22 protein-coding genes are annotated in these 23,474 nt (G+C 68.4%); 4 read left to right on the plus strand and 18 right to left on the minus strand.

The annotated features are described in order from the left end of the window. Positions 1-35: 35 nt before the first annotated feature. Positions 36-845: an alpha/beta hydrolase gene (locus tag AB0B91_RS00375; protein ID WP_358312491.1), complete on the minus strand. Its 810-nt coding sequence runs from the start codon at positions 843-845 to the stop codon at positions 36-38. 238 nt (positions 846-1,083) lie between these two features. On the opposite strand from AB0B91_RS00375, the gene AB0B91_RS00380 reads away from it, so the two are divergent. After that, positions 1,084-1,635, plus strand: coding sequence for a helix-turn-helix domain-containing protein (locus tag AB0B91_RS00380; RefSeq protein WP_358312493.1), 552 nt, complete (start codon positions 1,084-1,086; stop codon positions 1,633-1,635). Between the two features lie 294 nt (positions 1,636-1,929). Here AB0B91_RS00380 and AB0B91_RS00385 read toward each other — a convergent pair whose 3' ends face one another. Beyond that, on the minus strand, positions 1,930-2,367 hold the full coding sequence (locus AB0B91_RS00385; RefSeq protein ID WP_358312496.1) for a hypothetical protein: 438 nt from the start codon (positions 2,365-2,367) through the stop codon (positions 1,930-1,932). 238 nt (positions 2,368-2,605) lie between these two features. Here AB0B91_RS00385 and AB0B91_RS00390 point away from each other — a divergent pair, with 238 nt between their 5' ends. Continuing rightward, positions 2,606-2,869, plus strand: coding sequence for a hypothetical protein (locus AB0B91_RS00390; protein WP_358312499.1), 264 nt, complete (start codon positions 2,606-2,608; stop codon positions 2,867-2,869). Here AB0B91_RS00390 and AB0B91_RS00395 read toward each other — a convergent pair. From AB0B91_RS00395 to AB0B91_RS00430, 8 genes are all read right to left on the minus strand, one after another. Further along, the gene (locus AB0B91_RS00395) at positions 2,859-3,527 is read right to left on the minus strand and encodes a response regulator (RefSeq protein WP_358312502.1); all 669 of its coding nucleotides are present in this window, start codon (positions 3,525-3,527) and stop codon (positions 2,859-2,861) included. The two genes, AB0B91_RS00390 and AB0B91_RS00395, sit on opposite strands and share 11 nt — an antisense overlap. Then, a complete protein-coding gene (locus AB0B91_RS00400) occupies positions 3,524-6,067 on the minus strand; it encodes an ATP-binding protein (protein WP_358312505.1) in 2,544 nt (847 codons plus the stop codon). The genes AB0B91_RS00395 and AB0B91_RS00400 overlap by 4 nt, the downstream gene beginning before the upstream one ends. A gap of 1 nt (position 6,068) precedes the next feature. Next, positions 6,069-6,929, minus strand: coding sequence for a potassium-transporting ATPase subunit C (locus tag AB0B91_RS00405; protein ID WP_358312507.1), 861 nt, complete (start codon positions 6,927-6,929; stop codon positions 6,069-6,071). Next, positions 6,929-9,052 (minus strand): potassium-transporting ATPase subunit KdpB, encoded by a 2,124-nt coding sequence (gene kdpB, locus AB0B91_RS00410; RefSeq protein ID WP_358312510.1) that lies wholly within the window; start codon positions 9,050-9,052, stop codon positions 6,929-6,931. Before kdpB ends, AB0B91_RS00405 begins: the two co-directional genes overlap by 1 nt. A 1-nt stretch (position 9,053) precedes the next feature. Beyond that, entirely contained in the window at positions 9,054-10,715 is a 1,662-nt protein-coding gene (kdpA, locus tag AB0B91_RS00415; RefSeq protein ID WP_358312513.1) for a potassium-transporting ATPase subunit KdpA, read from the minus strand. Beyond that, positions 10,715-10,804 (minus strand): K(+)-transporting ATPase subunit F, encoded by a 90-nt coding sequence (gene kdpF, locus AB0B91_RS00420; RefSeq protein WP_358312516.1) that lies wholly within the window; start codon positions 10,802-10,804, stop codon positions 10,715-10,717. The genes kdpA and kdpF overlap by 1 nt, the downstream gene beginning before the upstream one ends. Positions 10,805-11,041: 237 nt before the next feature. Further along, the gene (locus AB0B91_RS00425) at positions 11,042-12,952 is read right to left on the minus strand and encodes an amino acid transporter (RefSeq protein WP_358315647.1); all 1,911 of its coding nucleotides are present in this window, start codon (positions 12,950-12,952) and stop codon (positions 11,042-11,044) included. Between the two features lie 116 nt (positions 12,953-13,068). Further along, positions 13,069-13,593: a methyltransferase domain-containing protein gene (locus AB0B91_RS00430; RefSeq protein WP_358312519.1), complete on the minus strand. Its 525-nt coding sequence runs from the start codon at positions 13,591-13,593 to the stop codon at positions 13,069-13,071. Positions 13,594-14,241: 648 nt separating this feature from the next. Between AB0B91_RS00430 and AB0B91_RS00435 the strand changes: the two genes are divergently transcribed. Continuing rightward, positions 14,242-15,288, plus strand: a complete 1,047-nt coding sequence (locus AB0B91_RS00435; RefSeq protein WP_358312522.1) for a magnesium transporter CorA family protein — start codon at positions 14,242-14,244, stop codon at positions 15,286-15,288. Here AB0B91_RS00435 and AB0B91_RS00440 read toward each other — a convergent pair. The 5 genes from AB0B91_RS00440 to AB0B91_RS00460 all read right to left on the minus strand — a co-directional run bounded on the left by AB0B91_RS00440 (position 15,266) and on the right by AB0B91_RS00460 (position 19,478). After that, positions 15,266-16,087, minus strand: coding sequence for an MFS transporter (locus AB0B91_RS00440; RefSeq protein ID WP_358312525.1), 822 nt, complete (start codon positions 16,085-16,087; stop codon positions 15,266-15,268). The genes AB0B91_RS00435 and AB0B91_RS00440 overlap by 23 nt on opposite strands. Continuing rightward, positions 16,084-16,353 carry a hypothetical protein gene (locus tag AB0B91_RS00445; RefSeq protein ID WP_358312528.1) on the minus strand — a complete coding sequence of 90 codons (270 nt, stop codon included), beginning with the start codon at positions 16,351-16,353 and terminating at the stop codon, positions 16,084-16,086. The genes AB0B91_RS00440 and AB0B91_RS00445 overlap by 4 nt, the downstream gene beginning before the upstream one ends. 14 nt (positions 16,354-16,367) lie before the next feature. Beyond that, on the minus strand, positions 16,368-16,877 hold the full coding sequence (locus tag AB0B91_RS00450; RefSeq protein ID WP_358312530.1) for a hypothetical protein: 510 nt from the start codon (positions 16,875-16,877) through the stop codon (positions 16,368-16,370). 212 nt (positions 16,878-17,089) lie between these two features. Next, on the minus strand, positions 17,090-17,752 hold the full coding sequence (locus AB0B91_RS00455; protein ID WP_358312536.1) for a DUF2637 domain-containing protein: 663 nt from the start codon (positions 17,750-17,752) through the stop codon (positions 17,090-17,092). Positions 17,753-17,780: 28 nt separating this feature from the next. Next, complete coding sequence (locus AB0B91_RS00460) at positions 17,781-19,478, minus strand: acyl-CoA dehydrogenase family protein (RefSeq protein ID WP_358312539.1); 1,698 nt, start codon at positions 19,476-19,478, stop codon at positions 17,781-17,783. Between the two features lie 30 nt (positions 19,479-19,508). On the opposite strand from AB0B91_RS00460, the gene AB0B91_RS00465 reads away from it, so the two are divergent. Further along, positions 19,509-20,225, plus strand: a complete 717-nt coding sequence (locus AB0B91_RS00465) for a PaaX family transcriptional regulator C-terminal domain-containing protein (protein ID WP_358312542.1) — start codon at positions 19,509-19,511, stop codon at positions 20,223-20,225. Here the strand turns inward: AB0B91_RS00465 and AB0B91_RS00470 are convergent. The 3 genes from AB0B91_RS00470 to AB0B91_RS00480 all read right to left on the minus strand — a co-directional run bounded on the left by AB0B91_RS00470 (position 20,215) and on the right by AB0B91_RS00480 (position 23,457). Beyond that, on the minus strand, positions 20,215-21,249 hold the full coding sequence (locus tag AB0B91_RS00470) for a hypothetical protein (protein ID WP_358312545.1): 1,035 nt from the start codon (positions 21,247-21,249) through the stop codon (positions 20,215-20,217). The two genes, AB0B91_RS00465 and AB0B91_RS00470, sit on opposite strands and share 11 nt — an antisense overlap. Before the next feature lie 64 nt (positions 21,250-21,313). Continuing rightward, entirely contained in the window at positions 21,314-22,711 is a 1,398-nt protein-coding gene (locus AB0B91_RS00475) for a glutamate--cysteine ligase (protein ID WP_358312548.1), read from the minus strand. A gap of 35 nt (positions 22,712-22,746) precedes the next feature. Beyond that, positions 22,747-23,457, minus strand: coding sequence for an SDR family oxidoreductase (locus tag AB0B91_RS00480; RefSeq protein ID WP_358312551.1), 711 nt, complete (start codon positions 23,455-23,457; stop codon positions 22,747-22,749). Positions 23,458-23,474 lie beyond the last annotated feature (17 nt).

A 23,474-nucleotide genomic window follows, 5' to 3' on the forward strand; every position in this document is an offset into this window, starting at 1 on the left:
CCGGAATCGAGGCTGCCGTGGAGCCGCTGTCCTGATCAGTTGCCGAGGAGGTCTTGGATCGCTTGGAGAACGGCGTCGGGACGGCGGAATATGACGGAGACGTGTCCGGCGTCGTCGATAACGCGGTTTTCGCCATGCGCAACCGATTTGGCCAGCGCGGTGTAGAGCCGCGTCTTGGCTTCGGCCTCCTCGTGGAGGAGCGATGGGGGTATGCCCTGGGTAACCGCTTCTTTGAAGGGGTCGATCGCCGTGGCGGTGAGCACGATCAGCGGAACGTCGGGCATCGGTCCCGCGTTGCGCACCTCGTCATGGAGTTGATAACGGTTGGCCGCCTCTTGGCCGCCGATCTTCAGCCATTCCGGGCTGACGTGACGTTCAATCAGCGACTCGCGGATCTCTTCCGGCCAGTCGGCCATCTCCCGGGCGAACAGGGCGCGGTAGAACTGGATGATTTCGTCGGGCAACTCGTCAGGCACCGCCTCGCCGGGGTCCCATGCCTGATACAGCTCGTTCAGTTCCTTGGGCATGTAGGAGTCGTAGTCCTCGTGCTCGGGCTCCACCAGGACCAACCCCGCCACCTCGTCAGGGAAACGCTGCGCATAGTGGCGTGCATAGAGGCCGCCGAGAGAATGACCGACCAGCACGTAGGGAGCGGGCACGCCGACGACCCGCAGCAGCTCGCGCAGCTCATCGGTGACCTGGGTGGAGGTGCGTGGCAGCTCGGCCCGGTCGCTCCACCCCGTTCCGGCCCGGTCGTAGAGCACGCTCGTGGTGAGTTCAGCAGCCCGTTGTTGAACGATGAAGCCGTCCATGCCGGATGAGCCGGCCCCGGGCAGGAACACCACCGCCGGGCTCCCGCTGCCCGAGCGGTGGAGGAACAGTCTCCGATCCCTGACCTGGTAGTGCCGTCCTACTGGCGGCGTTGTCTCGGCCGTTTGACCTTGCATCGCTGACTCCTTGGCTGTCGGCGGGCCGACTTGGCGGAGACGAGAGTGCGCCTTTCGGGGTCGCCACCCATCGCTATGCCACCGGCACCTGCATTCCCAATTTTAAGAACGGTACCAGATATGGGATCGTAGGGCCGTGGACACCCTTGATCTGCTCCTGCACCCGGTCCGGCTGCGCATCGTGCACGCCATGTCCGGCGGTCGCACCCGCACCACGTCCGACCTGTGCGCCGGCCTGCCCGACGTCCCCAAGACCACGGTGTACCGGCACGTCGGCCTGCTGGTCGAGGCGGGAGTGCTGGAGGTTGTCGACGAGCAGCGCGTGCACGGCGCCGTCGAGCGCCACTACCGGCTGCGCCGCGAGCATGCGGGAATCGACGCCGACATGGCCGCGTCGATGTCCCTGGACGAGCACCGTCACGGGTTCGCCGCAGCCATGGCTGCCCTGCACGCCGAGTTCAACGCCTACCTCGACCGGGACGGAGCCGACCCGACCGCCGACTCCGTGGGCTACCGGCAGGGCACCGTCTGGCTCACCCCGGGCGAACTCGCCGAGATGATCGGCGAGCTGCGCGACGTCCTAGCCTCCAGAGCGGGCAACAGACCCGCGTCCGGCCGCAGCCCTCACCTTCTGAGCATGATCCTGTTCCCGACGGAGGCCGCCGCAGCGCCTGATCCAGATGCATGAGCGCGCACAGCACGAACGCCGCTCTGTCGATCTGCCCCTCAGGCAGTACCGGGTTGCGGTAGACCAGCGGCCGCCACAACCCGAGCGCCCCGAGCTTGACCGCCGGCACCGGATCGGTAGGCACCCGGCGCAGCGGCCTGACGCGGCGTGCCCGCCAATTCGGAATCGCGAAGGCGGTTCCGCGGACAGGCAGTTGCAAAGGGGTGTGCCTGAATCTCTTCATGATCAGGAAATGAACGGTCGAAAAACTCTACGGAGCCATGGGGGTCGTCCGGAACGCTCTTCGTGCTCTTTCTAACGTGCTTGATACCGGACACCTTCGGCACGCGCATGCAACCGTACCCGCAGCACGGGAACACGACGGGCGTCTGCCCGCGCCCGCATCAGACGGCGAAGCCGGCGACGCGAGCGCCGGACATGAAGCACATGCCCGTAGGTGTAGCCCGCGAGCGTTGCGGCAGCCAGCGCCGCCAGCCTGACGAGGTCGTCGGGCCCGAACGCCAGCTCCCCTTCGGCGTGTACCAAGAAGCCGGTCACAAAACACCAGGCCATCGCTCCCGTCGCGAGCGCGGCGAGGTAGTGCCTCGCCCAGATCGCGAACAGGCCGACGGCCACCGCCACCAGGATGACGCGTGCCGTGGTCTGGGAGACGGTCATCGCGGCCATCACACAGCCGCCGACCGCGCAGACGAATCCGGCCGGAATCAGCACTTCCAGAGGACGCCCGCGCATCGACCATCCTTTCCGGCGGGAACGATTTCATGTAACACGACCTGGCGTACGGGGAGCGCCGTTCCTTACGACATTCCTACGCGTTCACTACGGCCACTGACGCGTTATTTACGCGCGGTGAGCGCGTCAAAGCCATTGCCTGGAACGTCGGGAAATGGTCAGAGTGGGGTCATCGATCGTAGAAAGGCCTTCCCGCTTACGCGCGGTGCCGGGCGGGCACACGGATCCGCCGGCCGCCATGACTTCGCCGAAAAGAGTTCGGTGCGGCGGGGCCCGCGGCCTGCCGCTGGGAATCCTGTTCGCCTCTTGCCCGCCCGCGCTGGTCCTGGGCGCTGGAACAGGCTTTGATCTACTTGCGGGCGACGATCCGCGGACCGCCGCGGCCCAGCCGCCCCAGGCCGCGCTGGAACGCTATCGCCAGGCCGTCGACCTGCTGAAGACCGTGGTGCTGCCTGCCAGGCCGTCAGGTGCGGGCAACGGCGGATGCGGGGTCATGGTTTGAAGCGGTAGCCCATGCCGGGTTCGGTGATCAGGTGGGCAGGGTGGGCCGGGTCGCGTTCGAGTTTGCGGCGGATCTGGGCCATGTACTGGCGCAGGTAGTGGGTTTCCTTCACGAAGCGGGCGCCCCACACCTCGGTGAGAATGTGCCGCTGGCTGATCAGCTTGCCGGGGTGGCGGAGCAGCATCTCCAGGATCTGCCACTCGGTCGGGGTGAGGCGCACATCGCTGGAGATCGTCTTGTTGGTCAGGTCGATCACGTGGTCGCCGATCTGGATGCGGGCCAGCTCGGCTTCCTGGAAGGAGGTGCGGCGGGTGACGGCTCGCACTCTGGCCAGCAGTTCGTCGATGCCGAACGGTTTGGTCACATAATCGTCCGCGCCGGCGTCCAGGGCCTCGATCTTGTCCTGGTTGCCGGCCCTGCCGGACAGGACGATGATCGGGATGGTGGTCCAGCCGCGCAGGCCGTGGATGACGTCGATCCCGTCCAGGTCGGGCAGCCCCAAATCGAGGATGACCAGGTCCGGAGAGCTGTCGACGGCCACGCGCAGGGCCGCGGCGCCGTCGGCGGCGATGTCCACCTCGTAGTGGCGGGCGGCCAGATTGATGCGCAGCGCGCGCAGGATCTGCGGCTCGTCATCGACCACGAGGATCCTGGTCATTCCGTCACCGCCCTGCTGGAAATGGGCAGTGTGAGGGTCATGGTGAGACCTCCTCCTGGTGTCTCCTCGGGTACGAGGGTGCCGCCCATCGCCTCGGTCAGGCCGCGCGAGAGGGCCAGGCCGAGGCCGACGCCGGAGTGGTTGTCGCGGTCGCCGAGCCGCTGGAACGGCTGGAAGACGTGGTCGTGCGCCTCGGGCGGGATGCCCGGACCGCGGTCCATCACGCGGACCTCCACGTGGTCGCCGTGCCAGCTCGCGGTGATCAGTACCGTCTTGTCCGGCGGACTGTAGCGGACCGCGTTGGACATGAGATTGACCAGCACCCGCTCCAGCAGGGCCGCGTCGGCGAGGATCTCGGGCAGATCGATGGAGATGTCGCCCTCGACTCGGTCGCGCAACGGGCCGAGATCGTCGATGGCGCGCGGAACGATCTCCTCCAGGGCCAGCGGTTGCGGGGTCACGCCGAGCACCCCGGCCTGCAGGCGACTCATGTCGAGCAGGTTCGCCACCAACCGATCCAGCTTGTCCAGCGACTCCTCGGCGGTGGCGAACAGCTCGGCCCGGTCCTCTTCTGACCAGGCGACGTCGGTGTTGTGCAGGCTCTCCACCGCTGCCTTGGCCGAGGCCAGCGGCGTGCGCAGGTCGTGGCTGACGGCGGCGAGCAGCGCGGTGCGCATCTTGTCGGCCTCGGCCAGCGGTCGGGCCTGCTCAGCCTCGTGCTGGAGGCGTTCCTGGCGGAGCGCTACGGCGACCTCGGCGGCGAACGCCTCCAGCACGGTGCGGTCGGCGGCGTCCAGCGGTCCGCCCTGGGCGGCCAGGATCATGTCGTCGTCGATGACCACGTCGGTGTCGGATTGTCCGGGGCAGGTGGGCGGGGCGCCGCCGAAGGTGGCCGCGATCCGCCACGCGTCCGGATCCGACTGGTAGTCGGGTGTGCGGGCGGCCCCGGGCCGTCGTTCGAGCAGGGTGACCGAGGTCAGGCCGAACGTCTCGCGCATCCGCTCCAGCAGGGACGGCACAGCGGCCTGGCCGCGCAGCACGTGCCCGGCCAGGGTCGACAGCAGCTCGGCGTCCGCGCTGGCGCGGGCGGCCTGCCTGGTGCGGCGGGCGGCGATGTCCACGATGGTGCTGACGGCAGCGGCCACCAGGACGAACACGACCAGGGCGAAGAAGTTCTCCGGGTCGCTGATGGTGAACTGGCCGATCGGGGGCGTGAAGAACCAGTTGAGCAGGAGCGATCCACCGACGGCCGCGGTGATGGCCGGCCACATACCGCCTACCAGCGCCACCCCGACGGTCAGGCAGAGGAAGAACAGGATCTCACTGGGCAGCGACAGCACGTCCCTGAACGGCGACAGCGCGGCCGTCAACACGGGCATCCCGGCCACCGCCATCACCCAGCCGACAGACCGGCGCGTGCGGGTAAGCGCGGCGCGTGAGCGGGCCGGCGGCCGGCGGCCCTTCTTGGCCTCGTCATGGGTGATCATGTGGACGTCGATAGAGCCCGATCGGGCGGTGGTCTCCACCCCGACACCTCGGGAGAAGAGCTGGGCGAACCGGCCCCTTCTGGAAGCGCCAAGCACGAGTTGGGTGGCGTTGACGCCGCGGGCGAAGTCGAGCAGCGCGCCCGGGATGTCGTCGCCGACGACCTGGTGGTAGGTGCCGCCCATGTCCTCGACCAGCGACCTTTGGCGGGCCAGGCTGGCCGGATCGGCTCCGGCCAGCCCGTCGGCGCTGGTCACGTGTACGGCCAGCAGGTCGGCGCCCTTGGTGCGGGCGGCGATGCGGGCAGCCCGGCGTACCAGCGTGTCGCCTTCGGGGCCGCCGGTCAGGGCGACCACGACGCGCTCGCGCGCCTCCCAGGTGCTGGCGATGCCGTGCTCGGCGCGGTAGCGATCGAGCTGGTCATCGACTTTTCCCGCGACCCACAACAGGGCCAGCTCGCGCAGCGCGGTGAGGTTGCCGACGCGGAAGTAGTTCGACAGGGCCGCGTCGACCTTCTCCGGGGCGTAGACGTTGCCATGCGCCATCCTGCGGCGCAGCGCCTCGGGCGACATGTCGACCAGCTCGATCTGATCGGCGCGGCGTACGACCTCGTCCGGCACCGTCTCGCGCTGCGGCACGCCGGTGATCTCCTGGACCACGTCGTTGACCGACTCCAGGTGCTGGATGTTCACCGTGGAGATCACATCGATCCCGGCGTCCAGGATGTCGTCGATGTCCTGCCAGCGCTTCACATTGCGCGAACCCGGCACGTTGGTGTGCGCCAGCTCGTCGATCAACGCCACGGCGGGCGCGCGGGCGATCACCGCCTCGGTGTCCAGCTCGGTGAACCTCGCGCCCCTGTGCGTCATGGTCTTGCGCGGGATCACCTCCATGCCCTCCAGGAGGGCGGCGGTGCGGGCGCGGTCGTGGGTCTCGACGAAACCCACGACCACGTCCCGGCCGCGCTCCAGCCCCCTGCGGCCCTCGCAGAGCATCGCGTACGTCTTGCCCACCCCGGGGGCCGCCCCGAGGTAGACCCGCAGCCGCCCCCTCATGTCACACCTTGTCCAGGGCCAGGTTGAGTTCGAGCACGTTCACCGCGGGCTGGCCCATGAAGCCGATCGTCCGGCCGGTGGTGTTCGCCTCGATGAGCTGCTTGACCTTGTCGAGCGCGATCCCGCGCTCCCTGGCCACACGTGGCGCCTGGAGCTCGGCGTAGGCGGGCGAGATGTGCGGGTCGAGCCCGGAGCCGCTGGCCGTCACCGCGTCGGCCGGTACGGCGGGGGTTCCCGCGTCTCCCCTGACCGGGACGGTTCGGCCTGCGGCGTAGTCCTTGCCGGGCTTGCCGCATTCCACCTTCAGCCCCTGGTAGGTGGCCACGAACGGAGCCGCCGGGCAGGCCTGGTTGACGCTGACGGCGTGGTCGGGGAAGACCTTCAGCACCGCGCCCACGCCGTCCGGTGTGCAGTACGGGCGGGCGCCGCTGACGCCCTCCAGCTCGCCGATCGCCTTGGAGCGGGCGCAGACCTGGGTGAGCAGTGACTGCTTGCCCTCGTCCGGGTTGCCCTCCTCGTCCTTGGCGCCGGGCACCGGCAGCGTGTCCACGATGTCCTCGGGCCCCAGGTTGCTGGCGCTGGTCGAGGTCGGGTCGTAGCCGTCACCGGCGGCGGACGGGCGAGACTGGAAGTACTTCTTGACCGGGTTGCCGTCTTTGTCGGTGAAGTTCTGGCCGATGATCGCGCTGCCGACGTCCTTGCCGCCGGCCTGAAGGATCGAGCCGTTGGCCTTGCCGTTGAACAGGGCCTGGGCGACGCCGGTGGTGACCAGCGGATAGATCACGCCGAGCAGCACGGTCAGCACGACGACCGCCCTGATCGCGGCGAGATGCTGGCGCAGCAAGCTAGGTAGACGTTCCATTACGACATCCCCGGAAGGAACTGGATCAGCAGGTCGATGAGCTTGATGCCAATGAACGGCGCGATGATGCCGCCCAGGCCGTACAGGTAGAGGTTGCGCGACAGCAGCTTGGCCGCGCTGGCCGGCTTGTAGCGCACGCCGCGCAGGGACAGCGGGATCAGCGCGATGATCACCAGGGCGTTGAAGATGACCGCCGCCAGGATGGCCGACTGCGGGCTGGCCAGGCGCATGATGTTGAGCGCGTCCAGGCCCGGGTAGACCGCCGCGAACATCGCCGGGATGATCGCGAAGTACTTGGCGATGTCGTTGGCGATCGAGAACGTCGTCAGCGCGCCGCGCGTGATGAGGAGTTGCTTGCCGATCTCGACGATCTCGATGAGCTTGGTCGGGTTGGAGTCGAGGTCGACCATGTTGCCCGCCTCTTTGGCGGCCGACGTGCCGGTGTTCATCGCCACGCCGACGTCGGCCTGGGCCAGCGCCGGGGCGTCGTTGGTGCCGTCGCCGGTCATCGCGACCAGCCGGCCGCCCTCCTGCTCCTTCCTGATCAGCGTCAGCTTGTCCTCGGGCGTGGCCTCGGCCAGGAAGTCGTCCACCCCGGCCTCGTCCGCGATGGCCTTGGCGGTCAGCGGGTTGTCCCCGGTGATCATCACGGTCCGGATGCCCATCCGGCGCATCTCGTCGAACCGCTCCCGCATGCCCTGCTTGACCACATCCTTGAGATGGATGACCCCCAATACCCGGCCCTTCTCGGCCACCACCAGCGGCGTGCCACCGGAGCCGGAGATGCCGTCCACCAGGTGGCCGACCTCGTCGGTCGGGTGCCCGCCCTGGTCGCGCGCCCACTTCATCACCGCGGTGGCCGCGCCCTTACGCACCTCGCGGCCGTCCAGGTTCACGCCGCTCATCCGGGTCTGAGCGGTGAACGGCACCCACTCGGCGTGCGCCAGCTCGCCCGGCTGCCGTTCGCGCAGGCCGTAGCGCTGCTTGGCGAACACCACGATCGAGCGGCCCTCGGGCGTCTCGTCGGCCAGGCTGGACAGCTGCGCCGCCTCGGCCAGCTCCTGCTCGCTGACCCCTGGCACGGGCATGAACTCCGACGCCTGCCGGTTGCCCAGCGTGATCGTGCCGGTCTTGTCCAGCAGCAGCGTGGAGACGTCGCCCGCGGCCTCGACCGCGCGCCCGCTCATCGCCAGCACGTTGCGCTGCACGAGGCGGTCCATCCCGGCGATGCCGATCGCCGACAACAGCGCGCCGATCGTGGTCGGGATCAGGCACACCAGCAGCGACACCAGCACCACACCGGTGACCCCGTTCGCGTTCAGCGCGAGCGAGTCCGGCACCCCCGGGTTGATCGCCTTGGAGTAGATGGCCAGCGGCTGCATGGTGGCGGTGGCGACCAGGAAGATGATCGTCAGGGCGGCCAGCAGGATGTTGAGCGCGATCTCGTTCGGCGTCTTCTGCCGGTCCGCGCCCTCCACGAGGGCGATCATGCGGTCGATGAAGCTCTCGCCGGGCTTCTGGGTGATCTCGACGACGATCCGGTCCGACAACACCTTCGTGCCGCCGGTCACCGCCGAGCGGTCCCCGCCCGACTCGCGGATGACCGGCGCGGACTCGCCGGTGATGGCCGACTCGTCCACCGACGCGATGCCCTCGACCACGTCGCCGTCGCCCGGGATGATCTCCCCCGCCTCCACCACCACGAAGTCGCCCTGCCTCAGCTCGGGAGCGCCGACGACGTCCCAGTCCGCAGAGGTGCGGCTCTTCAGACGGCGCGCGGTGGTGTCCCGCTTGGCCGCGCGCAACGTGGCCGCCTGAGCCTTGCCCCGGCCCTCGGCCACGGCCTCGGCCAGGTTCGCGAAGACCACCGTCAGCCACAGCCACACCACAATGGCCCAGGCGAAGAACGACGGGTCGAGCACCGCCAGGAGGGTGGTGAACACCGCGCCGATCTCGACGATGAACATGACGGGGTTGCGCCACAGCGTGACCGGGTTGAGCTTCTTCACCGCGTCCGGCAGCGAGGTCAGGAGCTGCTTGGGGTCGAGCAGGCCGCCGCCGACCCGACCGTTCCGCTTGGGTGTGGGAGCCTTGCCCGGCGCTTCGAGCACTGGGGTTGACATATCAGGACAGTCCTTCTGCGATGGGGCCGAGCGCGAGCGCCGGGAGGAAGGTGAGGGCGACCAGGATGACCGTCACGCCGACGACCATGCCGACGAACAGCGGCCGGTGCGTCGGCAACGTGCCGGCACCCTCAGGCACAGGCGCCTGCCGGGCCAGCGAACCGGCCAGCGCCAGCGCCAGCACGATCGGCAGGAACCGGCCGAACACCATGCACAAACCGAGCGCCACGTCATACCACGGCGTGTTGACCGTGATGCCGGCGAACGCCGAGCCGTTGTTGTTGGAGGCGCTGGTGAAGGCGTACAGGACCTCGGACAAACCGTGCGGCCCCGAATTGAGCATGCTCGCGCGCTGCTCCGCCGAACCCATCGCGAACGCCGTGCCGATCAGCACGAGGACCGGCGTGACCAGGAAGTACAGCGAGGCGAGTTTGATCTCCCGGGCGCCGATCTTCTTGCCCAAATACTCCGGGGTCCGGCCGACCATCAGCCCGGCCACGAACACCGTGATCACGGCCAGGATCAGCATGCCGTACAGGCCGGAGCCGACGCCGCCGGGCGCGACCTCTCCGAGCATCATGTTGAACATCGTCATCATGCCGCCGAACGGCGTGAACGAGTCGTGGAAGGAGTTCACGGCACCGGTGCTCGTGAGCGTGGTCGAGGCGGCGAAAGTGGCCGAGTCGGAGACGCCGAAGCGGACCTCCTTGCCCTCCATCGCCGCGCCGACCGCCTGCGGCACGGTGGCGTTGCCACCCAACTCGAACACATTGGTGAGCAGCACGCTGGTCAGCGCGATGACGCCCATCACGGCGAGAATGGCGTAGCCCTGCTTGACCTGGCCGACGAGCTTGCCGAAGGTACGCGGCAGCGCGAACGGGATCACCAGGAGAAAGAAGATCTCCAGCCAGTTGGTCCAGTTGGTGGAGTTCTCGAAGGGATGGGCGGAGTTGGCGTTGTAGAAGCCGCCGCCGTTGGTGCCCAGCTCCTTGATGGCCTCCTGCGAGGCGACCGGACCACCGGTGATCGACTGGGTGCCGCCGGTCAGCGTGGTCACCTCGTGCAGGCCGGAGAAGTTCTGGATCAGCCCGCCGGCCACCAGCACCAGCGCGCCGACGAAGGCGATGGGCAGCAGGACGCGGAGCGAGCCGCGCACCAGGTCCACCCAGAAGTTGCCGATCGTCTCCGACTTGCGGCGGGCGAAGCCGCGCACCAGCGCGATCGCCACCGCCATGCCCACGGCCGCGGACACGAAGTTCTGCACCGCCAGCGCCGACATCTGCACCAGGTAGCCCATCGTGGACTCACCCGAGTACGCCTGCCAGTTGGTGTTGGTGACGAAGCTGATCGCGGTGTTCCAGGCGATGTGATCGGTGACCGGCTTCATGCCCAGGCTCAGCGGGAGCTTGTCCTGCAACCGCTGCATGCCGTACACGACCAGGATCGAGATCACCGAGAACGCCAGCAGGCTGCGCGCGTACACGCTCCAGCTCTGCTCGGCATCGGCACGCACGCCGAGCAGCCGATAGATGCCACGCTCCACGAGGTTGTGCTTGGTGCTCGTGTAGGCCCGGTACATGTAGTCGCCCAATGGCTTGTGCACCAAGGCCAGCGCGGCGATCAGGGAGACGATGAAGATCATCCCTGCGGCGGTCGCGCTCATCAAAAACGCTCCGGGAACAGCAGAGCCGCGACCATGAAGACCACCAGAGCCACGACGACCATGAGACCAATGGCGTTGATCGCGCTCACAGGCGCTCCACCGCCTTCACGACGAACCCGAAGACCACGAAGATCGCGATCGTCAGGGCGACGAAGATGACGTCTGCCATCCCCACTCCTCAGTCCGGAACACCTTGCCTGCCGCCCGAGATGAGCGGTTCACGACCAAGGAAAACCCGGAAATAAGCCCGTTTTGCCGTTCTTGACGTCATCCATACGGGCGTGGCGCGATTCTTGACGCGATTAGTACGCGGCACGCCACCAAGGTCAGCCGACGTGGACGTGCGGTCGGCGTTCAAGGTCCGGCTCGGCTTTGCGGAGGACCTCGCGGGTCAGCGGAGGCACGTCGCCGCCACCGAAGACGAGATAGCGCAGCATCGCCACGACTGGATTGCCCTCGGTCCAGTGGAAGTAGATGTGCGGGGCCCTACCGGTGCGATCGCGCAGGTGGAGCAGGAGCGCGGCCAGCGAGTTGGGCACGGCCGAGCTGTCGATGGTCAGGATCTGATGGCCGTAGCGTTCCTCGCCTTTGACGTGCAGCTCGGTCTCGAACTCCGAGGCGTCGGGCACCGTCACCTCGACGAACAGGACCGGTTCGGCACTGCGCAGCCGGTGGTTGATCCACTGCTCGCGCAGCTTGTCGTTGTACTCGTTCTGGTCGCGCTGGTGCGGCTCGTTCGCGATCAGGTGGATGTCGCCGCTCGCCCCGTTGACGAACTCCTCGGCCAGCGGGTCCAGGTGCACCTCGGTGACCCGCAGCTCGGTCGAGCGGGTCGCGCGGGAGATCAACGAGGTGACGATGATGGCCGCGATGAAGAAGGAGGCGATCTTCACGCCGTCCGGCCGCTCGATCACATTGTCCACCAGCGTGTAGGCCAGCACCGCCGTGATCACGGCAAACCCAGCCGCCGCCTTGTGCTGGCGCTTCTTGTGGGCCGACAGCATCACTGCCACGGCCGCGGACAGCATGAGCACCAGCACGCCTGTGGCGTACGCGCCGCCCTGGGCGTCGACGTCGGCGTCGAAGATGATCGTGATGGCGAACGCGATGAGCGAGAAGACCAGCACGAGCGGCCGGACCGCGCCCGTCCACTCCGGCGCCATGCCGTACCGGGGCAGGTAACGCGGCACCAGGTTGATCAGGCCCGCCATGGCCGAGGCCCCGGCGAACCAGAGGATCGCGATCGTGCTGACGTCGTAGGCGGTGCCGAACCAGTCACCGAGGTACTGGTGAGCCAGGAAGGCCAGCGCGCGCCCGCCGGCCTTGCCGCCCTCCTCGAACTCCTGGTGCGGGATGAGCACGGTGGTCACGAAGCTGGAGAAGATCAGGAACACGCTCATGATGAGTGCGGCGACGGTCAGCATCCGTTTGGTGCCCTTGATCCGCTGCGGGATGTCCCCCTTGACCACCGGCATCACGGCGACACCGGTCTCGAACCCGGACAGGCCCAGCGCCAGCTTCGGCATCACCAGCAGCGACAACCCGATCATCGCCAGCGGGCTGCTGAAGTTCACGCTCAGTGCGTGCTCCCAGTCCACGACCACTTGCGGCGCCTGCAGGACGTGCACGAGCGCGATCGCGATCACGACCGCGTTGAGTGCCAGATACGCGAAGACGAGCAGGACGGCGATGCCGATCGCCTCGCTGAACCCCATCAGGAACACCCCGCCGAGCAGCGCCAGCAGCACCAACGTGACGATCACCCGTTGTCCGGCCAGAAAGTCGGGCACGAACGGGTTCTCCAGGATGTGCGCGGTGGCGTCGGCGGCTGACAGCGTCATCGTGATCACGAAGTCGGTGGCCGCGAACCCGAGCAGCGCCAGCACGAAGAACTTGCCCCACCACTGCGGCGCCAGCTTCTCCAGCATCGCGATCGAGCCCTGCCCGTACGGGCTCTCCTCAGCCACCCGCCGGTAGACCGGCAACGCGCCGAACAGCGTCAGCCCGACCAGCAGGAGGGTCGCCATCGGCGACAGCAGCCCGGCCGCCAGCGCGGCGATGCCCGGCTGGTAGCCCAGCGTGGAGAAGTAGTCCACACCCGTGAGGCACATCACCCGCCACCACGGATGCTTCACATGGGGACCATGCTCGATCTGCTTGCGGTCGGTCTGCAGGCCCTGGAGCAGCCAAGAACGCAGAGTCCCTTCCGTCTCGGCCGGCCGTTTCGCCAGCACCATCCCGGTCACCCCTCCGTCAAGACCGCATAAATACGCATTGCACCCTACTGACGGTCAAGGGCTATTTGACCTGGTGAGGGCGTCAAGAAAACGTATGGATGCGTCTCGATGGGATGTCAGCGGGGCCGGGCGACTCCTACGACATGGTCGAAGCCGCGAAAGGCGAACCGGTCCAAACTCTCGACTCCGAACCCTGCCCGCTCCACCTCCGCCAGGATGTCGCGAGCGGGATGGCACCCATCGGCAGCGCGCGACCAGAGGGGAGTCACCAGGCCGCTCAACAACGCGACCGGCCACCTGTTCGAGCGCTGATGCTCGTAGAAACGCAGCTCACCACCCGGGCGCAGCACACTCCGGATTTCCCGGAACGTCCCGGTGACCCGGGAGGAACAGCACAGGATGAGGGAGCAGACAACGACGTCACAGGAGGCGTCGGGCACCGGCAGCCGTGCCAGATCGCCGTCGAGGAGCCGGACCGGGATGGACAGATCGGCGGCGACCGCCCTGGCCGCCCCGTCAGCGGCCGCGATCACGGGTGGACGACCGGTGAGGTTGTAGGTGGAGGCCATCGAGTAGCGGTAAGCGCCGGTGGCCGGTACCGCGATGACGTCACCCGGCCTGATGTCCGCAGGCAGCGGCACGCCCCCGGTGCACGCGAGCCGACCAAGGCCCCGCGACGGGCTGCGGCTCCTGCCGCGCCCGGTCCTGCCGCAGAACGCATATCACGCCACCTGCTTCGCGGGCCTGGCCATCGTGCCCGCCGGGTCGATGACAATGCCGATGACGTCCAGCTCGGCGATCATGCCGCGCATTGCCGGCGCCGTGAACACACTGCTGACCCGTCCCGAGCACCCTGGCCAGCCTGAGCGGCGAAGAGAAAGCGACCACCGTCCGCTTGCCCGAAGCGGTGCGAAACAGCCGCAGGGCCGAGGCGCATGCACCCACCCGGACGGGGACGAACAATCGGGGCTCTGACATCTGCTTCCTTCCAGCGAAATGCCGTACATGACGGACGCTAGATCCGTCGCTGGAGAAATCCCTTGATCGCTACGCAATCTCGACGCGCGGCCCGGAAATACTGACGCGACATTGACGGCGCACCGTCTCGGCCGGGGCCGGGAGGCCAGGTCGCGTGTGTGCACAGATTTCAGGGGTGGGCGCTGCTGCCGATGTTCGCCATGGCTGGCGTTGCGAGATCATTGGAGGGTGGGAGTACGAGTGGGCGGCTTTCGGTGGACCGGCCACCCACAGACCGGCTACCCACAGGAATCGCCCGAGGGGTGAACCAAATGGACATTCGACTGATCAACGATGAGGGCGTTGAAGATCGTCCCGTTGAAGAACTGAAGGCGCTGCTCGACGATGAAGACAGTCTGGTGTGGGTCGACATCTCCAGCTGTGACAAGGAAGCCGCGCGCGTGCTGGCGGAGGTTTTCGGCTTCCATCAGATGGCGGTCCGCGACTGCGTCGAGCGCAACCGCGTGCCCAAGGTGCACGCCTACCCAGACCACGTGTTCGTCGTCCTGCACGCCCCCGAACGAGGGAAGCGCGGCCACGTGCACTACCTCGAACTCGACCAGTTCATCGGCCGGAACTATTTGGTCACCGTCCACGGGCCGATCAACCCGGCGGTCGACCCAGTGGCCGCTCTGCGCGAGACCCGCGAGGTGCTCACCCGGATCGAGGCGGGCCGCCTGCACCCCGCCACGCCGTTCGAACTGTCCTATGCGATCGTCTCCGCCCTGACCCGTAATCAGGAAAATTACGTGGAGACGATGACCAGCGACGTGTGGCAACTGGAGCAGCGGGTCACGGGCGGAAACGTCGGCGATCCCGAGGAGTTTCTCAATGAACTGTTCCGTGCCCGCCACGGGCTGCTCGCCGTGCGCACCATGGGCGCGCTGAGCGCCGCGATCTACGGGAGGATGACCAATCTCACCCGCATCTCGGCTGAAGGGCAACGGCTGGTGGCCGACATGGCCGACCAGTTCGACCGTGTCCGCGCTGTGGCCGACGGGGAAAGGGAATACCTCCAAGGGGTGATCGAGTTCTACCAGACCACCCTCACCATCAAAGCCACGCTGGTCGGCCAGGCGCACACCGCGGAAGTTCAACGTCTGACCGAAGCCAGCTACGCCCAGAACGAGGAAATCAAGAAGATCTCCGCGTGGGCAGCGATCTTCTTCGCGCCCACACTCGTCGGCACCGTCTACGGCATGAACTTCACCCACATGCCGGAGCTGCAGTGGGCCTTCGGCTACCCGTCGGCGCTGGTCCTGATGGTGCTGGCGTCCGCCGTGCTCTTCCTGGTGTTCAAGCGGTGGGGATGGCTGTGATGTACGGCAGCGCGCACCGCGCCAGCGTCTTACCGGCCGCACTCCTCACGAAGGGCCTGCAGTACGTGGTGCGGCCCTCGTCACGGCGGCACGAGGACCCTGGTCTTCGGCGTCGCGTATCCCGCGATTTCTGCTTTCGTGCCTGCGTCGTTCTTGGGAGGCCCTTCAGCATGCGGCGCGCCACTGGCTGACGCAGGTATAGATCGGCCACGCCGTAGATCAGCGCCAGGACGATTAGGGCCTGGCGCCATCCGTACCACTCCACCAGCAGCCCGGTGAGCGGCAGGAAGATCGAGGAGGCGAAGCCGGCCACGACCGTGAGCGCGAGCAGGGCGTTGGCCCGGCCGCGTTCCCGAGTGGGGCCGTCGAACCAGCTGACGATGACGGCGAAGGCGGACTCGTAGAGCACCATGGCGCAGGCGAGGCCCATCGCGGCGAACACCGCGTACAGCTGCCACAGGCTCTCTACCCGCGACCACGCCAGCACGGCTGTCGTACCAAGAATCGATCCGGCGGTCATGAGGCCACGACCGCCGCGGGCATCCAGTCGGCGGCCGACCAGTGGCGCGCACAGCGCGGCAATCAGGATCGACAGGGTGAGCGCGGCGGCGATCTGGGCGTTGGTGGCGCTTAGGTCGCGGGCCATCGGCGCGAGGAAGACGGAGAAGGCGTAGTAGAGCACGCCGTAGCCGATGGTCTGGGTGACGGCCAGCGCGGCGACGATCCGCCATCCGTGGCCGGGACGCGGCTGACCGCCGCCCCTGATCTGCGGGGCGGCGGTGTCGGTGGTGGAGCTCACTCCGGCTCGGTGGAGCACGAGATCAGGCGGCGACCGTCCGCGGTCGTCGTCCACTCATCCCCGACGTCGGCGATGAAGCCCTGCGCCTGCAGCCGCCAGGCCAGAGTGCCGGCCATGCGAGCGATGGTCGGCGCGAATCCCGGGTTGGTGCTGGATCGCCGGGCGCTGACCAACCGGCGGCCCAGCTCTTCTGTGTGCAACCGGCCGTGGTCGCAGATGAGGCGCAAAGCTTCCTTCTGGGCGGCGGTGGGGTATCCGTCCGACATATCGATCCCTGCTTTCAGCCGCAGCAGCCGCCACCGTCGGAGGCGCCGACAGTGGCCGGCGGCAGCGGGGTGGCCAGCAGGCCTCCGCTGATTCCAGTGGCCAGGCCGACACGCTGCTCCTGCGCTTCGGCCAGATTGGACGAGCACACGCCGGTCGCCGGCAGGTCGAGCTGCACGTCGTGGGCCGCCTCCCAGTCGCCCGCGACGGCCGCGACAACCAAGCGGACCTGCTCGTAGCCGGTGGCCATCAGGAAGGTCGGGGCGCGGCCGTAGCTCTTGACGCCGACGGCGTAGTAGCCGGGCTCAGGGTGGGACAGTTCGTCGACGCCGTGCGCCGGTACGGTGCCGCAGGAGTGCTGATTGGGCTCGATCAGCGGGGCCAGCTGCCGGGTCGATCCGAGGATCGGGTCGGTGTCCAGGCGCAGCTCGGAGGCGATGGAGTGGTCGGGGCGGTAGCCCGTCGCGGCCACGATGCGGTTCACGGTGATCGACTGCTCGGCACCGGACGGGTCACGGCTGACCACAGCTCCATCCTTCCGCACCCCGTGCTTGATGGTTCACCCCACGGGCGTGGGGAGCACGGAGCGGCCGAAGATCAGCTGAGGCAGTACGCCGGTTCACCCCCACGTGAGGGTGAGCCGACGTTGGAGGCGCGCATCGCGCTGCTGGAGCACCGTTCCCCACGCCTGTGGGGGGTGAGCCGGATCCGCTGGCACAGCCCATGATCGACGCAACCTCAGCCCAGGTCCCCTGCCAAACCAGCGTTCTTGATCCAGCGTCCCCAACGAGGACTACGCGAGAACTGCGTAGCGATGACCCTCCCAGACGGAAGAGCTCCATCCGGACGTCGGTTCTCCTGCGCCCAGCGCCAAGCAGAGCGATGAAGACTCACGATCTCGAGGTCAGGGCGCCCAGCTCGGTACACAGGCAGGGCCAGATCACCACAGACCTCGTCTCCGGCCTCGGAGACGTCCGATCCTCCGGCCGACAGCGTCTCCTCGCGGTCCTGTACACGGCTCGAGGTCGCTGACAACCGACGGACTTGGGACATCAACAGCTCATAACTGCCGATCAGAGCGACACTCGGCCAGGCAGCGATGATCCGGCCGATCACGCTGGGCTCGGCCACCGCGATGTTCGCACCCAGGCTGGCCAGGCTGGCGACCACGAGAAGGCTCCAGGCCAGTACGCCACCGCGGGAACCGTACCGGTTGGCCAGCAGGATGGACATCGAAGCGACGACGATGGCGCCATCCACCGCGAGCGGGATGAGCACCGCCGCGAAATGATCTTCACCATGACGCAAGCACAATTCATGCATGTGACGGAACGAGACGACGGCCGCGATCCCGGCCAGCAGCACAACCCCGCCGATGGTCCTACGCTGGATGTGGCGCACCGCAAGAAGGCTATTTGACGACCCGATCTCAGCCCATGAACGTCCCCGAAAGAAGATCGTCGAAGCGCTCCAGATCCTCCGTCGGCCGGTCGATGCCGCGCAGCGGACCCTTGTCAACAAGGTGCGTTTCGACGTACTGCCGAGCCACCAGAGCCTTCCGGTCGCCGAAGCCGGCCCGTTCCTCCCACCCCGCCTGCTCCAGCAGCACAGCCGCCGCGTATACATCGGCCATGAGCTGGGCCAGCGGATAGAGCCGCGCCTCGGCCACCGGAGCATCCAGGGAAGACCAAGCGGTGATCGCCTTCCGCAGATCATCGATCCCGCCGCGAACCAGATCCACGGTCGCGGAATCGCCCGCCGGGCCGTGATCGACAGCGGCCGCCAACCGGTCAAGGAACGGCTCATGGGCCCGCTCGCGCACCATGGCCCGCCGTACGTCGAGGCAGAGGATGTTGTCGCCACCCTCCCAGATCGGGTTGACCTGGGCGTCGCGGAGCAGCCTGGCCACCGGCCACTGCTCGATGTAGCCGTTGCCGCCGTGCACCTCGATCGCGTCGCTGGCCGCCGTGACGCCGAGCCGGGCCGCCCGTAGCTTGATCAGCGCGGGCGCGAGGCGCAGGCGCGGGCCGACGAGGCCGTCGAAGACGAGTGCCTGGACCGCCTCGACCTCGACGATGAGCTCGGCCAGCTTGCGGCGCATCAGCGGCTGCTCGATGAGCGGCCGGCCGAACGCCTCGCGGGCCCTGGCGTAGCAGAGCGACTCGACCAGCGCGCGCCTGGCCACGCCGGCCCCCATCATCGCCACGCCGAGCCGGGAGGCGTTGGTCAGCTTCATCATCGTGCCGAGCCCCGAGCCGGAGCCGCTCCCGGCCAGCAGGAACGCCTCCGCGTCCGCGAACTCCACCTCGGCCGACGCGACAGAACGGGTGCCCAGCTTGTCCTTCAGCCGCCTGATCCGCACCCCGTTGCGTGAGCCGTCCCGGCGCTCCCACAGGACCAGGAACGGCGCGACGGCGCCGTCGGGGAGCCGGGCGAGCACCACGAAGGCGGAACCGTTGGCGTTCGAGGCGAACCACTTGAACCCGGACACCACCCAGGAGTCGCCGTCGGGCACGGCCGTCGCCTCCAGCGCGGCCAGGTCGGAACCGCCGGTCCGCTCGGTGAACATCTGCGCGGCCTCGCCGGAGTAGAACCCGTCGGCGAAGATCGCCCGCACCCGTTCCCGCACGTCGTCGGGCGCGTGCCGCTCGGCCAGCGAGACCACCATGTCACCGCCGGTGCCGAGCGCGCAGCCCATCCCGATGTCGGCCTGGTCGAGCAGGTACGTCCAGGCCGCGGCGAGGGCAGCGGGGTTCGCGCCGTTCGCCCGGGCTTCGTCGGCGAAGGCCGGGGAGGTGAAGTTGTTCGCCATGAGTGCGTTCCGGGCCGTGTGGAAGGAGGGCGGCATGACGACCTGGCTGACGTCTCTGCCCCACTTGTCGTACTTCTCCAGCCGCGGCGGGTTGCGGTCGGTCGCCTCCGCGCATTCGGCCACCGTGCCGCCCATCAGCGCGCCCAGCTTCTCCAGGTACGGCGTGGCCCAGGCGAAGCCGTCGCCCAGGTGGCGCCGCATGAGCAGTTGCAGCGTCGGATCGCAGCTCCACCAGTTACGCCCCGCCGCGCCCTGATAGCGCTCGGTCGCGTAACGGTCGCTGCTGTCGAACGATTCGATGAGATAGCGCCCCATACTTCGGACATTACATATACTCGACACGCGATGGAAGAGCGTAACAACCTCAGTGCCCGGTCGGCCGTGCTGAGCGCGCTGCTCGGCAGCCATCCGCCGCAGCTGGCCGCCCGCCATCTGGTGCGCATCGGCGCGCTGTTCGGCATCGCCGAGGGCACCGTGCGGGTGGCGCTGTCGCGCATGGTGGCGGCGGGTGACCTGGTCCAGTCCCGCGGCCGGTACACGCTGTCCCATCGCCTCATCGAGCGCCAAGGCAGGCAGGACGAGAGCCGCGACCCGCACACCAGGCCGTGGGGCGGCACCTGGGAGATCGCCATCGTCACCACCGAGCGCCGCGCCCCCGCCGACCGGGCCGCGTTCCGGCACACGATGACCGCGTTGCGCCTGGCCGAGCTGCGCGAGGGCACCTGGCTGCGCCCGGCCAACCTGCTGCGGGAGTGGCCGGAGAGCGTCACCGCGCAGTGCACGCTGATCGACGGCCGCCCGCACGACGACCCCACGCCTCTGCTGTGGGACCTCGGCGGCTGGGCGGCCGAGGCGCGCCGGCTGGAGAGCGCGCTCGACCGGGCCGGGGACCTGAGAGAGGGGTTCCTGCTGTCGGCGGCGGTGGTGCGCCATCTGCTGGCCGACCCGCTGCTGCCCGAGGAGCTGCTGCCCGGCGACTGGCCGGGGGGCCGGCTCCGCGCCCGGTACGACGACTTCGACCGCCGCTACCGCGAGCTGCTCTACCAGCACCTCACAGACTGACGGCGAAGATGATCCGCTTGTTCCTGAACTCGGTGACGCTCCACAGCCTGCCGCCCTGGATGGTCAGGTCCTCCGGCCCGATGGGATAGGGCCGGGTGACGAGCTTTCCCGGGGTGCTGACGTGCAGCTTGCCGTTGGTGTTGCCGTCGGCCGCCTGGCTCAGGTACCACTTGTCGCCGGCCGAGACCGCGCCCTGGATCTTCGGCAGGCCCATGACGTAGGCGTCCTTGGGCGCCCCGTCGCCGAGCTCCAGGTCCCATCTGGCGACCCGGCCGTTGGGGTCGTTCTCCCGGTATTCGCCGGAGATGAGGGTGTGCGGGGTGGTGCCGCGGTCGATGGAGACGAACGAGAAGGTGGGGCCGCTGGTGACGACGCGCCACGAGTCGCTCTGCGGGATGACGTAGCGGTAGCCGAACGCGTGGTATTTGCCGCCCTGGCGGCCGATCCGCGCCGGATCTCCCAGATCGTTCTGGGCGGTGCGCAGGTCGAGCAGGTGCTTGAGGTCGAAGACCCGCAGCCCCTTGGAGGTGTCGGCCACGTAGAGCAGGTCGCCGTGCCAGGCCACGCCGCCCGCGTGGATGTCGATCGCTCCGTAGGACCCGTCCGGCTTGGCCTCGACGAGCAGCGCGTGCTGGTACTTGAGCGTCCGCGGGCTGAGGAAGCTCACCCTGATCCCGCGTTCGACCACGGGTGGCGACGGCTTGAAGTACCAGGTGGCCACGAACACCGGCACCCCTGCCGAGCCGGAGTCCTCGCCGCAGGTCAGGCCCTGCGGATACCAGTCGGTCGTGTCCTGGTCCTTGGCGTCGAAGGCGTACCAGTCGACCGGCTTGGGGTTCATCGAGCCCAGCGCCCCCGACGCCCCCTTGTGCACCCCGGTCCTGTTGGCCTGGGCCAGCACCGCCTCCACGGAGACGGCGCCGATGCCGCTGGCCAGTTTGGCCGCCCCCTCGGCTAAGGTGCCCGTCGCCCTGCGCAAGGTGAAGGGCGTCTTGTCGATCGGAACCATCCCCGCTGCAGCCATGCCTTCCTCGCTTCTCCGTCCAACACGTGGTGTGTTCGACGGACAGGGGGGCGAGAAAGTTCGGCTAACTCCAGGTATGCACGGGTTGCCCCGATAGGGCGAGCTCGCGGTAGCGCCGTACGAGTTGCTCCCTATCTCCACCGAACGTGGCCAGCGTTTCACGTTGCCAGACCGATCCGGTACGGCGCAGCCGGGTTCGCTGCCGGATGATGTCGAGCGCGTTGTCGGCGTCGGACGGCGTCACCCCGGCCGCGAGCAGCCCCTCCCTGGCCTCGGGCAGCAGGTCGAGCACCAGGTCGGCGGCCGCGAACTCGCCGTCCCTGCCCGGCCAGGACAGCTTGGCGTCGAGCCCGTGCATGGCGGCGCGGTAGAAGTTCTGGTACGCCTCGGCGAACCGGTATTCGGTGAGATCCCGCTCCGACTGCGCCAGCGTCAACCCGATGAGGAACGCCGTGTTGGCCGCCATGTCCGCGGACGACGGACCGGCCGGCAGGGCGCGCATCTCGATCCGCAGGTGGCCGCCGCCGGACGGGTCGTAGACGGGCCGGTTCCAGTGCCAGACCGTGCCCTGGTGCAGCCGCAGCTCGGGCACGTCGAGCGGGTCGGTGTTGTCCGTCAGCTCGGGCAGGACCGGGTCGTAGTCCCGTACGTACCGCTCGAACAGCTCATAGGCCCCCTCGCGCACCCAGTCCGACCCGAAGGTGACCCGGCCGTCCTTCCGATAGCGCCGTTCCACGTCCCGGTCGTCGGCCGCCTCCTCCATCAACGCGATCCTGGTCTCCTCCCGCAGCTCCCGGCCGAGGAAGAACGGCGAGTTGCCGCAGGCCGCCAACACGGGCCCGGTGGCCAGCTGCGCCGCGTTGAACAGCCGGGCGAACCGGTCCGGCGGCGTGCGGATGTGCACCTGCCACGAGGTGTTGGCGCTCTCCAGGATGACGTCCTCGACCGCCAGCTCCAGGTCGTCGATCTTGACCACGAACGGCTCCAGCCGCAGCCGCCGGAGCCCCCGGCTCATCGCCCGGTAGCGGTTCTGGTCGCTGATGGCCTCTTTGGTGAAGTCGTCGGGGCTCAGCGTGGGCAGGATGCCGATGGGTACCGCCCCGCCGCCCTCGACCGCCCGGTCCACGCTGGTCAGGGTCTCCTGCACCTCCGCCGCCAGCCGCTCGAACGGGCGCCCCTCCAGCGGCAGCGGGGTCAGGTTGACCTCCAGGTTGAAGCGGCCGAGCTCCAGCACCACGCGGGGGTCGCCGAGCGCGTCGCGCGTCTCCGCGTTGCGCGGCAGCGGGCGGCCCGCCTCGTCGACGAGGAACAGCTCCAGCTCCGCGCCGATCGTCGTCGGCCCCTCACCGAAGCCCGGTCTATCGAGCAGCTCGCGCAGCACGGCGAGCTGCTCATGGAGACGTTCCCCGAAGCGGGTGTACTCCGCCTCGGAGAATCGCTCTTTGTCCAGATCTTGTCCCATGCCTCCCTACTGTCCGGAGACATCCCGTCCACACCTCACCAGCTGAGCGGACCCGCATCGTCGAGGTAGGCGCCGGTCGGGCCGTCGGCGTCGAGGGTGGCCAACTGGACGGCGATGGCCGCGCCCTGCTCGGCCGTACGGTGGCCGGAGTGGCCGTTGAGGTCGGTGGCGCAGTAGCCGGGGTTGGCGGCGTTCACCTTGATGGGCGTGTCCCAGAGCTCCTTGGCGTAGGACACGGTGACCATGTTGAGCGCGCTCTTGGAGGAGTTGTAGGGCATGTAGTTGTGCGGCCACATGGGCCCGTCCGGGTCCATCGCCATGGACAGGGAGCCGAGCTCGCTCGACATGTTCACGATCCTGGCCGCCTCGGCCCGGCGCAGCAGGGGCAGCATCGCGTTGGTCACGGTGACCACACCGAACACGTTGGTCTCGTACACCTCCCTGAGCGTCTCCGCCCCGGTGGCGCTGGGCCGCCCGTCCTCCTGCCAGATCACGATCCCCGCGTTGTTGACCAGGATGTCGAGCTTGCCGTACTCCTGCTCGATCCACTTGGCCGCGGCCTGCACGCTGTCGGCGTCGGTCACGTCGATCCGCACGTACGGCTGGCCGAGCTTTTGGGCCGCCGCCTTGCCACGCTCTTCGTCGCGCGCCCCCACGATGGCGGTGACGCCGCGCTCACCGAGCAGCCGCGCGATCTCGAAGCCGATTCCCTTGTTGGCACCTGTGATGAGGGCTGTTGTCGTCATGCCTCAACCCTCACGCG

This window comes from Nonomuraea sp. NPDC049141, from assembly GCF_040648415.1.
In the GTDB taxonomy this organism is placed as follows: domain Bacteria; phylum Actinomycetota; class Actinomycetes; order Streptosporangiales; family Streptosporangiaceae; genus Nonomuraea.